10 protein-coding genes are annotated in these 12,121 nt (G+C 42.2%); 8 read left to right on the top strand and 2 right to left on the bottom strand.

Annotation, left to right across the window (positions count from 1 at the left end):
* Positions 1–103 precede the first annotated feature (103 nt).
* The 6 genes from ACESM0_RS09255 (at position 104) to ACESM0_RS09230 (ending at position 6,485) form a co-directional block, all read left to right on the top strand.
* Positions 104–619 (top strand): hypothetical protein, encoded by a 516-nt coding sequence (locus ACESM0_RS09255; RefSeq protein ID WP_372905805.1) that lies wholly within the window; start codon positions 104–106, stop codon positions 617–619.
* A gap of 4 nt (positions 620–623) precedes the next feature.
* On the top strand, positions 624–800 hold the full coding sequence (locus ACESM0_RS09250) for a hypothetical protein (RefSeq protein WP_372905803.1): 177 nt from the start codon (positions 624–626) through the stop codon (positions 798–800).
* A 201-nt stretch (positions 801–1,001) separates the two neighbouring features.
* Positions 1,002–1,244, top strand: a complete 243-nt coding sequence (locus tag ACESM0_RS09245) for a UPF0175 family protein (RefSeq protein ID WP_372905801.1) — start codon at positions 1,002–1,004, stop codon at positions 1,242–1,244.
* Positions 1,222–1,677, top strand: a complete 456-nt coding sequence (locus ACESM0_RS09240; RefSeq protein ID WP_372905799.1) for a DUF3368 domain-containing protein — start codon at positions 1,222–1,224, stop codon at positions 1,675–1,677. Before ACESM0_RS09245 ends, ACESM0_RS09240 begins: the two co-directional genes overlap by 23 nt.
* An 828-nt stretch (positions 1,678–2,505) precedes the next feature.
* Positions 2,506–4,527: a DUF3857 and transglutaminase domain-containing protein gene (locus tag ACESM0_RS09235; protein ID WP_372905797.1), complete on the top strand. Its 2,022-nt coding sequence runs from the start codon at positions 2,506–2,508 to the stop codon at positions 4,525–4,527.
* Positions 4,528–4,544: 17 nt separating this feature from the next.
* Positions 4,545–6,485 (top strand): DUF3857 domain-containing protein, encoded by a 1,941-nt coding sequence (locus ACESM0_RS09230; protein WP_372905795.1) that lies wholly within the window; start codon positions 4,545–4,547, stop codon positions 6,483–6,485.
* A 71-nt stretch (positions 6,486–6,556) separates the two neighbouring features.
* On the opposite strand, the gene ACESM0_RS09225 is transcribed toward ACESM0_RS09230, so the two are convergent.
* The gene (locus tag ACESM0_RS09225) at positions 6,557–8,812 is read right to left on the bottom strand and encodes a beta-glucosidase family protein (protein ID WP_372905793.1); all 2,256 of its coding nucleotides are present in this window, start codon (positions 8,810–8,812) and stop codon (positions 6,557–6,559) included.
* 491 nt (positions 8,813–9,303) lie between these two features.
* Between ACESM0_RS09225 and ACESM0_RS09220 the strand changes: the two genes are divergently transcribed.
* Positions 9,304–10,716 (top strand): ATP-binding protein, encoded by a 1,413-nt coding sequence (locus tag ACESM0_RS09220; RefSeq protein ID WP_372905791.1) that lies wholly within the window; start codon positions 9,304–9,306, stop codon positions 10,714–10,716.
* 65 nt (positions 10,717–10,781) lie between these two features.
* Positions 10,782–11,744: a monofunctional biosynthetic peptidoglycan transglycosylase gene (gene mtgA / locus ACESM0_RS09215; protein WP_372905789.1), complete on the top strand. Its 963-nt coding sequence runs from the start codon at positions 10,782–10,784 to the stop codon at positions 11,742–11,744.
* A 179-nt stretch (positions 11,745–11,923) separates the two neighbouring features.
* Here mtgA and ACESM0_RS09210 read toward each other — a convergent pair.
* Positions 11,924–12,121: hypothetical protein (locus tag ACESM0_RS09210; RefSeq protein WP_372905787.1), on the bottom strand; the 198-nt coding region annotated here is incomplete at its 5' end.

Raw genomic sequence — 12,121 nt, 5'->3', positions numbered from 1 at the left:
GTTATTTGCGGAGCCGTTATTTGTCTAAAACGAATCCTAAGTCAAAAGTTCAGAAGTTGACAATTCACTTCTAGCTTTGTCGTCAAAATCTGTACTTTCAGTCATGGGTAAAAAAGAGATAGACATTGAAATTGACCGGCTGACCAATTCCATCGAAAACAGTGTTACCGGTGAGGTTTTTGATACGAGCGTTGTTCGACTTGGTAAAACAGGCAAGAAGGAAATCAAACCTGCAGAATGGCTTTTCGATTGGGAAGAAGAATTAAATTTATCAGGTCGAGAGGTTTACAAGTTAATTACCGTCAACAATCCTAAAATCATTCATGGTTTGTTGTGCATTGAAGACAAGAGAGATCACATTTTTATTCACCTTGTTGAAAGTGCAAATTTCAATAAAGGAACCAACAAGATATATCTGGGTGTAGCCGGGAATCTTTTTGCTTTTGCGTGTAAAGTCTCATTTGAGAAAGGGTATGAGGGATATGTTGCCTTTGACTCCAAGTCTGCGTTAATTGAACATTACAAGAAAAAACTTGGTGCCACGAATTTCAAAGGACAACGAATGTACATCGAAACCGTTAACGCGTTGAAGCTTGTGAAAAAATATTTTAAGGATTAAACCCATGGCTATAGTTAAAGAACCCAAAGGAATTGATTTCGTTGTAAAGTCAGAACCCTGGTCTGATGAAGAGCTGAAGGAATTCAGGAAACTGATGAAAAAGCAGAAGTCTGAGCTCGGTGAAAAAAAGCGATCGAAGATCAAAGAGAACTATAAAAAAGTTTCCAAGCAACCAGCGTAGCTTCCACTCACCTTTTCAGTGCTACACCAAATAACCAGCGGCTCAAACGGTCGAGTTTGCATTTCGAAGCTTTTGAAAATTAGTCGTCTCGCCGTTTAGCCGCAAAACCGTTATGGTGCTTGCCTGTTTTCAGAATATTTCACGTTCAAGACCAATAAGATGTGATTATCGTTAAAAAGAAAAATTAGTTACATTTGATTTATGAAAACGTTAACAATAAACATACCAAATACAGCAGATATAGATGACAAGGAGGCAAGAATGTCATTGGCATCTAAATTATATGAAAGAGGCAAACTGACACTGGGACAAGCGGCTGAATTGGCCGGCTATTCGAAAGAAACCTTCATGGAGCTGCTTGCTGAGTACAACGTTTCTCTGATCAACTATCCTGCAGACGAACTTGACGAAGATATAGAAAATGCCCAGCGTCATAGTATCTGACACTAGTTGCCTTATTCTATTCTACAAAATCGGAGAGCTGGATCTTCTGAAAAAGCTTTATGGCAAACTTCATATCACAGATACAGTTTTAAAAGAGTTCAATCAACCGGTTCCAAATTGGATTGAAATTGTACAACTGAAAACAGATGTACATAAAGGATTGTCTGGTTATCTTGACACGGGTGAAGCAACAAGTATTGCATTTGCCTTAGAGCATGAAGGATCGCTGTTAATTATTGATGAAATCAAAGGGAGAAAAGCAGCGAAAGAAATGGGTATTCCGGTAACCGGCTCGCTTGGTGTGTTAATAGCAGCAAAAAACACGGGCCATCTGAAAGCTGTAAAACCGATTATTGAGAAAATCCAGAAAACTAATTTTCGGATTTCGGAAAATTTGATTGAACGAGTACTTGATAAGGTGAATGAGTCCTGAACAAGATCATTCGCAGCCATAACCAGCGTTTCAACCGGATGTTGCCGCTTATTGGCGGTAGTAAAGATTTTCAGAGTTGAAGCATTTCCTGATTTTTATCACTTTAGTAGCTCGAAATGGCCAAGCCGGTTAAGCGCCAAACCGTTATGTGCAAATAGATGAATCAATATTTAAACATGTTTATTGGGTTGTCGTTTTTATTGATTTCTACAATCCTTATATACCAGTTTTATCAACTAAAAAAAGTCGGATATGAAAGGAATAGTCCAACATATCTAAAAGCCGTCGTTTATTCTAGTTTGGGCTTTGCTTTACTGGTATTTGGTATAATAAACATCATCTTGTTTTTTGACACATAACACCATTAAAAAGGACTTTGTCAAGGGCAGATAGTTTCCCCACCGTCAATTAACGTTCTCATTCATTCTCTTCAGCATTCTGACATGTATCGCATACTAATGGCAAGGCCGGTCATGTGATCGTAGCTGACGCTACTTGCGTCCAAACATCCGCCGGAAGTCGGTCAAGTTCATTACGTGCTTACCCCCGACACACTTTTCGGGTCTGTTCTAGTTGTCTGAACAATCCCAGATCTAAAACCGAACCAACAACCTTCCTCCCAATCAGTTATTTCCTGCGAATCTGTGTGTGTCATTTGTTCGAATTCAAAAAAATTCCTTGCAGTTCAAGCCACTGACTATTTTCAAGATATTAATTATCAATATTTTATAGTGTTGTAATCCACATATTTATAACCTTGGCTTGGCATTTTCAAATTTAAATATATATAATCTTTGAAATACAACGCTATATCACGGGGGACTTACCATGCGCGCAAGAATACTATTTCTAATCATAATTCTGTCCTTTTTATGTTGGCCGGCCTCAGCTCAAAATATTCTGGAGTGGGGAGATGTATCACTCGAACAGTGGGAGGTCAATTCTTTTGAAAATGATGAAAACGCCCACTCAATCATTCTTTTCGATGTTGGTGAATCTTATGTCGACGAAAACATTGAGATCATCCACAAACGGCATAAGCGAATCAAGATCCTGAACCCCGATCAATCTGACTATACCGAAATCAAAATTCCCGTTTACGACGACCGATCTGTTCAACGATTGAGAAATGTATCGGCTCAAACCATAAACAGAGGTGCAGATGGTGAAGCTGTAAAAATCGAAGTTGAGAAGGATAATATTTTCACTGAAAACAGCGACGATTGGGAGATTACCTCTTTTACATTTCCGGCACTGGAACCCGGGTCTATTGTCGAGTATGAATATGAAATTATTTACTCCAATCCGGGAGCCCTGCCGGGGTGGACGTTCCAGCACAGCTCGCCTACTCTGCACAGTGAGTACCGTGTATTGGTACCCGACTTTCTGAAATTCAGCTCATATAACTATGGCTACCTGCCGTTTGAGCAAACAGATGACGATGATAAGCATATGAATAGAATGAGCAGGTATTACAATCTGGCTCCCTCATTTGCCAATTATACGTTTTTCCGAACGGTGCTCAAGGATGCGCCTGCAATACGGGATGAACCTTATGTTACAACACTCGACAATTACAAAAACCAGGTTAAATACCAGCTTGCCGGCTACACAAACAACGATGGTCTTTATCGGAGCTACATGAGTACCTGGGACGAGATAGCAGATGAACTTTTGGGTTCCCATAGTTTTGGCAAATCTATTACTACGCGGCGTAGTCTTCGTAAGTCAACTGAGGAGATTATTGATGGCATTGACGACGAAATGGAAAAAGCCCGCACCATCTATAATTACGTAGCAGAAAACGTTCAGTGGAATAATAAATACAGACTTTCTACAACGGATCGTGCTCACAAAATCCTGGAAGATCTGAGCGGTAATTCCTCTGATAAAGCTATTTTACTGATAAGCATGCTTCGCAGTGCCGGACTGCAAGCCGATCCGGTAATCGTTAGCACAAGGTCGAACGGCAATGTAGACTGGAATTACCCAACACCTCGCTCATTTAATCATACAATTGTGCTTCTTCAGATTAAAGACACTATTTTACTTCTCGACCCTGTTGATGATATTATCCCCTTTGGCATCTTAAATCCACCTTCAATAAACGGGAGCGGTCTTTTAATGCGCGGAGACAATGCTAATATTGTCGACATCACACCCGACAACCTTAGTTCGGTTCGGACGGCTTCGGTGCTTAACCTTGATAGCACAGGAAATCTTTCAGTCCAGCTACGGTCGAACTATCATGGATATGATGCCATCGTTCACCGTTACCTGGCAGAACAGGAAGATCAGCAGACCTATCTGGAGGAGAATCATCTGGAGAATGCCCCCGGTTCGGAAATCGAAAAATTTGAACTGCTCAATCTCGACGATTCTTCAAAACCCCTTACCGTTAATGCAGATATTGTGAATGAGCAGTATGCTACAGTTGCAGGCAATATGATCTATATCAATCCCTTTTTTAAGGACAGAATTTCTAAAAACCCGTTCAGTAATCCAGACAGAAACTTTCCTGTAGAGTTTAATTATGGGACAAACAAACAGGTCAAAACCACCCTAATTATTCCGGAAGGGTATGAGATTGTTGAAATTCCCGAAAACAGTTCAGCTCAATTCTCCGAAAAAACAGGATTTTCATTTATGCATCAGGTTGCCGGCAACACCGTTCAGATGCTGCTTGTAACCGTTAATAATGAAATTATGGTTAATGCTGACCGCTATGAAGATCTTAGAAACTACTATGCTTTCCTGACTGAGTTTTTTAACCAACAGATCGTATTGAGAAAGACGGATGATTCAGCTGAAGTCCTCATGGAAACTGAAACCGGTCAATCCGGAAATTAAACCATCGAGGAATTTTTATGACGCACGGATACCATTTTTTTCGAAGTGCTTTTATAATAATTTTGTTTTTGTTTCCTGTTCATTCGGGAGCACACACTTCCAATTACCAGAATACTGACCCCGCCGTCTCATCTATCAGCCCGGAACTACTGGAAGATGCTGATGCTGTCATTCGGATGCACCACAGAAAGGTCGAGCTTAATGGTCCCGGTGAGGGACATATGTACGTTGAAAAAATGGTTACCATTCTTAATTCCGACGGTTTACCTCATGCGTCAATCCGTGTTCCCTACAACAGTTTTTCCAAAGTAAGCAAAATTAAAGGATCGCTTTACGACGCCGAAGGCAATGAAGTTCGATCCATCAAAAACAGGGATTTTGATGACGAGTCACTCGTATCCAGTTTTTCACTCGCCGAAGATTCCAGGATTATAAAGGGAGATTTTAGACACCCCGAATATCCATTTACGATTCAGTACAGCTACCACATAGACTACTCAGGGTTTATTCAGCTTCCGGCATGGATACCGATATCAAGGGAAAAGACCGCGCTTGAGTTTGGCAAGCTGATTGTTTCCTTACCTGCATCCCTCGGTTTTGAGTATAGAAAATTTAATTTGCCTGACGACAACGAAAGCATTTTTCGTGAGAACTATAAGTCAGGGTACCGCTGGGAATTATCGGATTTACCGGCCGTAAAAAGAGAGGTGATGGGGCCGCCTTGGTTTCAGCTCTTCCCGGCTGTTGTAATGAGGACCAACCACTTCGAAATGGAAGGAAATCCCGGAAATATGGAGTCTTGGTCGGCTTTGGGAAGTTGGTTCGGCAGTCTCTGGCAGGGACGCGATGAACTGCCTGATGCGGAAAAACAGACGGTGGACCAAATGATTGCTGAACACGGTGTAACAAAAGATCTGATCGAGGCTATTTATTCACATCTTCAGAGTAAAACCCGGTACGTTAGTATACAGCTTGGAATTGGTGGGTTCCAAACCGAAACCGCTTCATTTACGGCAAGCAATCTTTATGGTGATTGTAAAGCCCTCTCTAACTACATGCTGGCGATGTTGCGCTATGCGGGATTTGATGCGCGGCCGGCCCTTATTCGAAACGGCGGGTTTTCATTCCCATTTGATCCTGAATTTGTACATAACCCTTTCAACCACGCAGTGATTGCCATTCAGTTTGAAGGCGAAATGATCTGGGCCGAGGCCACTAGCAGTTCTTTTCCACTGGGATATCTCGGCTCATCAAATTCGAACCGGCACGCCCTCCTGTTCAGTGAAACGGGTGGTGAACTTGTTGAAACCCCCAAACAATCCCCTTCTCAAAACTATCAAAAACGGAATGCCTCAGTTAACTTGAATAGTGATGGCACAGCATCGCTCTCCATCAATACGGAGTTTGGCGGAAAACAGCATGAACATATCAGGCAACTCACTAGAGAGTCGAATATTCAGCAAGACCGATATGTACGCAATTTACTTCCTTTCAGCCTTTATGAGATGCAAGAGTACAGTGCTAAAGCCGATCCGGCAACACCGTCTGCTGAGTTAATATTGAATTTAGACGTGGAAACCTTTGCAAATAAATTGGGGAGCAGGCTTATGTTTCAACCAAACCTTCTGGAGAGGGGCCAAACTTATGTTCCCGCAGATGAAGACCGTAAGCAGCCGGTATACATCCGGTATGCGTACCACTATATTGATGAGCTCACATTCAATATTCCTGAGGAATTTTCCATAGAGGCAACGCCCGACTCTTTAAATCTTGACTTTGATTTTGGCAGTTACTCAGCAAAAATCACTCCTTCTGATGACGGTAGAACACTTCACTACTACCGTGAAATTGCTATGACCCCGGGAATTATTCCAGCTGACAAGTTTGAAAGCTACAGGAATATCATGAACAACATCTGGAAAAGTGACAACAGCCAGGTGGTTCTTGTTAAAAATTAGTGTTCCCTGATTGCGATACCGACTTAACCCAACACTTGTGGATGTTTACGACCTTGTCCTTCAGGCAACATTCACCATACAACTTCATCTTGCAGTTTTATATCACGAGAGGAGTTACCCACCTGAACTTCATAGCTGCCTGATTCGAGCACCCATTTAAGATCTTCCGGATGGTAGTACATAAAGGCCGACTCGTCCAACTCAATGTTTACGGTAGCCGATGCTCCGGGTTCAAGCGTTACTTTTTCAAAACCTTTTAATTCCCGGACAGGTCTTTCTACTGAGGGATCTTTATGGTGCACATAAACCTGAACCACCTCAGCGCCTTCTCTTTCACCCGTATTTGTGACCGTGCTCTGCACCAAAACTTTATCATCATCTCTTTCTACCTGAAGGTCTGAAAACTCAAAGGTTGTATACGAAAGTCCAAAACCAAAAGGATAGATTACATCTCTATCTTGAGTATCGAAATATCTATAACCTACATAGATATCTTCTGCATAATCGACGGTTCCGTCGCCCGGAAATTCGCCAATGGAGTGCGAAGGATAGTCCTCATGTGAATTAGCAAATGTCATAGGCAGTTTCCCTGAAGGATTCACTTCTCCGAACAGTATCTCTGCTATAGCTGTGCCTCCTTCCATTCCCGGGTACCATGCTTGCAGATAAGCCGGCGTATCAGGCAGCCAGTTTTCCATTTCCACATTACTGCCGCCCATCAGCACAACTGCCGTATGGTCATTCACGCTGTTGATTTGGCGGATAACATCTTCCTGGCCGAAAATCAGTTTTAGGTTCAGTTTATCACGGGCCTCAGCGTCATATGTGCCCTGACCCCACGGCATGCCTTCGTGACCGTGAATCCAACCACCCACAAAAATCACGGCGTCAGCCTCCTCGGCTAGTGCAACAGCCTCCTGCATCAAATCTTCATTAGCCGTGCGCGCCAGCTCTACATCCCGCTCATTCTCTCTGGACTGCGAAGCCGCATCGCCGCCGTCCCCTCTGAAAAGACTTTCATCGTAATAGGGCTCGTATCCTTCGGCGTAAATCACCTCAACATCATCACCTACCAGATTCTGAATGCCCTCAAGCGGGGTAATTTCATACAGGGCCGGCACCTGAGAACTGCCCCCGCGCTCGGCAAATTTACGCGTGGCATTATGACCAATGACGGCAACGGTCTGAATCTCTTCCCTGTCCAATGGCAGTAGTCCATCATTTTTGAGCAGTACGATACCTTCCCGCGCCACTTCCAGAGCTAACTGCTGGTGTGCATCAACATTCCTCTGACCCTGGCCGTGATCGGTCATGGCTGTGGTCCGGTACATCAGACGCAGGACGCGGCGAACTTTTTCGTCCACATAGCTCTCATCGACTTCGCCGCTTTCTATCATTTCTTTAGCGGGATTGGCCAGATAAAATTCATCGTACTCCGGGTTGTCGAAGTCGCGGAGCAATTCGGTGCCCATTTCGATATCCGTGCCGTATAAAAGGGCTTCCCGGGTATCCTTAACCGAAGCCCAGTCGCTTACAACGGCTCCGTCAAATTCCCATTCGCCTTTGAGGATTACATTATTGAGGTATTCGTGATGGGTGGTATACTGCCCGTTAACTTTATTATAGGCTCCCATTATACTCCATGCACCACCGTCTCTGACAACCATTTCAAATGCCGGGAAATAAATTTCATGAAGGGCACGCCGGCTGATTTGCGCATCGATATTGTGGCGATCCGTTTCCTGATTATTGGCCGTATAGTGCTTTGGCATAGATCCGACCCCCTGATCCTGCAGACCCCGTACATATCCGGTTCCCATCACTCCGGTCAGGTAAGGATCTTCGCTGAGATATTCAAAATTACGGCCATTTAACGGGCTGCGAATAATATTGATGCCCGGTCCCAGAAGCACATCTTTGCCTCTTTCCTTGGCCTCATTACCCAGCACCTCGCCGTAATCATATCCTATATCCTTATTCCAGGTAGAAGCAAGGCTTATACCAACCGGAAGGTAGGTGGATCGGTCGTCGGCATCTTCCAGGGCATACCAGCCGCGTCCGTGCTCATGACGAACACCATGCGGGCCATCAGAAAAGACAAGTTCGGGAATATCCAGACGGGAAATGCCTCCGGACGTAAAAGAAGAACTGGCATGTATCAGATCCAATTTTTCATCAAGTGTCATGAGGTTGATTAAAGAATCGAGTTTAGCTTCGGATACTTCAGCAGAGCCTGTGCTTCCAATTTCCTTTTCACGGTTCGAATTGCATGAAATGAGTAACATGCTGCCTGTTATTATTACTAAAATGAAAATTATGTACTTCATAGTAAGATCTTTATGATTGATGGCTAAATAATTTTAAAGTCTTTGCCTTGCTGTTCTTGGCTGTTCTCTGTCTGGTTGCAGTTAGCGATAGTAGATCTTTCGATTTCTAAGTGATAGTCTTTTAATAGCTTTAGCACTTCAGATCAATATATTCACTTTTTTTCATTTTTATATTTATTTGATCAATATATCATTGAATATGCTGTTCTGAATTTTGATTCAAAAATTATTATTGGGAAAATTTCGTGAGATTCCATGGATTATCAACCCTGATAGAATAGATCTTCCGGATCATCATAAGGCTATTTCAAGAATAAAACTTCATGCCCTTCCCCTAGTTTTACAAAGTTGAAAGTCTTTGCCAATCCGTTCCGGACATCGATACACCAAGCTGGATTATTTTAGGGTATCAAACATTTCATTCCTGATTAAAATATTTGATTAGAATTTCTTAACTTAATGAAACATCTTTATGTAAAAACCATCCAGTATTGAATTTAACGAATAAAACATATTGGGTTTGGGATGTAGAAGATCAAGAGATTAGTTGTGATAAGAGATTTTTGAATCAATTTGATTTTACTGATAGTGAATTTTTAACACCTCTTCATTTTTGGGAAAACCTCATAGGTCCAGACGATTACACTCTTTTTTTAAAAGAAATAAAAGATCTTTTACGAAACCCTGACAAATCCACATTATCAATTCAGACCGGCCTTAAATGTCCGCCGGGTGAATTTATAAGTGCAGAAATTACGGGTGAACTGCATAGTCCGAAACGTATAGCAGGAGAAATCAAACTTCTTACCCAAAAGCCACTCCAATATGATTCTTATCTGATGAAGATGTTAATGGATCATCTTCCTCACAGTATCTTTTTCAAGGATCAGCAGAGCCGATTTCTGCGAATAAATAAAACCTGTTCTGAAAAATTTGGTTTCGATAGTCCCGAAGAAGCTATCGGTAAAACCGATTTTGATATCTTTGAAGATGAACATGCACAGTCAGCTCTGGATGATGAAAAAAAGATATTAAACACCGGCGAGCCCATTATCGACAAAGAGGAAAAAGAGGTGTTTACTGACGATAAAAGCGTAAGGTGGACGTCTACCTCAAAATTCCCGATGCATAATTCTAAAGGGGAGATTATCGGGACGTTTGGAATCACGAAGGATATCACAGAAAATAAAAAACAACAGGATGAACTGAGAAAGACCATTGATATTATCAGCCAGCAAAACAGCCGGTTTCAGAATTTTGCCCATATCGTATCACACAACCTTCGGAACCACGCCGGTAATATAACGATGATTCTCTCCCTGATTGATAAAGCTGACTCCGACCAGGAGCTGGAGGATTTTATGGAATACCTGGCCACTGCTTCAGACCGTCTAAATGAAACCATTCAGGATTTAAACAATATTGTAGATGCTCAGTACAATACAAACCTGGAGTTCAAGCCGCTCAATCTTTTTAATAATCTTCAAAATGTGAAAGATATTCTCTCATCAGAGATCATGATTCACAATGTGGAATTTATAGAATCAATTCCTGAAAATTTAGAGATCGAGTACAATCCGGCTTATCTGGAAAGTATTCTGCTAAATTTGATCTCCAACGCCATTAAGTACAGCCATCCAGACCGTAAACCTAAAGTAGAAATTTCAGCAAATAAAAATGGGGAGGAAACCATTTTAAGAATTTCTGACAATGGGGTAGGGGTCGATCTTGATAAACATGGGAATGATCTTTTCGGGATGTATAAGACCTTTCATTCCAATAAAAACTCTAAGGGTATCGGGCTCTACATTACCAAAAACCAGATTGAAAGTCTTGGCGGCAGGATTGAAATTGAGAGTGAACCCGGGAAAGGAAGTCGTTTTACCGTCTATTTTGACTCTTGATTCTCAATTTCCGGAGATATGCGTTACAGTAAACGCTATATTTATGCCAATACTTGAGAATATCTATGCCCATGAACCGAAACTCAGATCAAAGCGTCAATCCACTCTATAAAAAGTGGCGGTTCTATCTCTACCTGATATTTGGCATTATCTTAACTCTGTTCATTCTTTTTTTGCTATCCCTGATAACCCTCCGTTGGGTAAACCCATCTGCTACAAGTTTTACCTTGCGGGAAAATTGGTCTGAGCTTAAATCAGAACGTTATAACCTCAGAGAATTTTGGTTCAGTAGCGATGAAATTCCCGAACAGATGAAGTGGGCTGTGATTGCTTCCGAAGATCAACTGTTTTTGGAGCACAGCGGATTTGATATGGAGTCGATTCGTGAGGCGTGGGAGGAGAGACAGAGCGGGGAGCGGACCCGCGGGGCCAGCACGATTTCGCAACAGGTTGCCAAAAACATATACCTGTCACCGACTCAAACATTCCTTCGAAAAGGTTTTGAGGCAGGAATTACAGTCCTCATAGAGCTCTTTTGGTCAAAAGATAGAATTTTAGAAGTCTACCTGAATATAGCCGAATTTGGTCCCGGGATTTTCGGTATCGGTAAAGCTGCAGACCATTTCTGGGGGATCAGCGCCTCGGAACTTACACCTGAAATGGCCTCCCGTCTTGCCGCCGTTCTTCCCAGTCCAAAAAGGATGAGAGTAGAACCTCCTTCACCCTTTGCAGAAGAAAGAAGCTTATGGATTCTGCGTCAAATGACTCAACTGAGCGGTATTGCATACTATCAACCGGAGGAACCAGATGAATTTGATGATATCGACCCTTTTCTTTTACAGGCTGAAACTGATCTGGATCAATATTTGACGTCCCAAGAACAAGACACAACCTATTCTGACAGCAGTGACGTTAAAAAGATAAATGAAGACCGTGAGCTGATAAATATAGATTTGCCTGACTCTCTGATTCAGTTACCTAAACCGGACACATCTTCGGTTACTCCCGATTCAGTAAATTTATTTTAAGATCTCCACGATTGTTGGTGAATCACAGTCAGTGCAGATGAACTCCTCATTGAGCTGAACATCCGTCGGTACAATTTCTCCGCAACATCCTAAATCCCGGTAAAGCGCATTTACGTACAATGTATCTGTAGAAAAATCTCCCAAGGTAAGTTTAATAACATCTGATACTGAACCAAAAATCAGGGGGATTTTTTATCTGTAAATGTACTGTCTACAGTAACAGAATATTCAATCTCCGATTCCAAACTTTCTACAGATAAATCATCGATTGAATAGGAAGCAGACTCTCCAAACAGCAGCTTTTCACCTGATTCAGCGTCCAAATACTCTAATCCGATCATAAAAATCGGGGTGTCACAAATTACACCGGAGCAGCT

The sequence above is a fragment of the Rhodohalobacter sp. genome (assembly GCF_041686455.1).
Lineage (GTDB): Bacteria > Bacteroidota > Rhodothermia > Balneolales > Balneolaceae > Rhodohalobacter.
The sequence above is the reverse complement of the archived record's forward strand: the minus strand, read 5'-3'. Positions and strand labels throughout refer to the sequence as shown.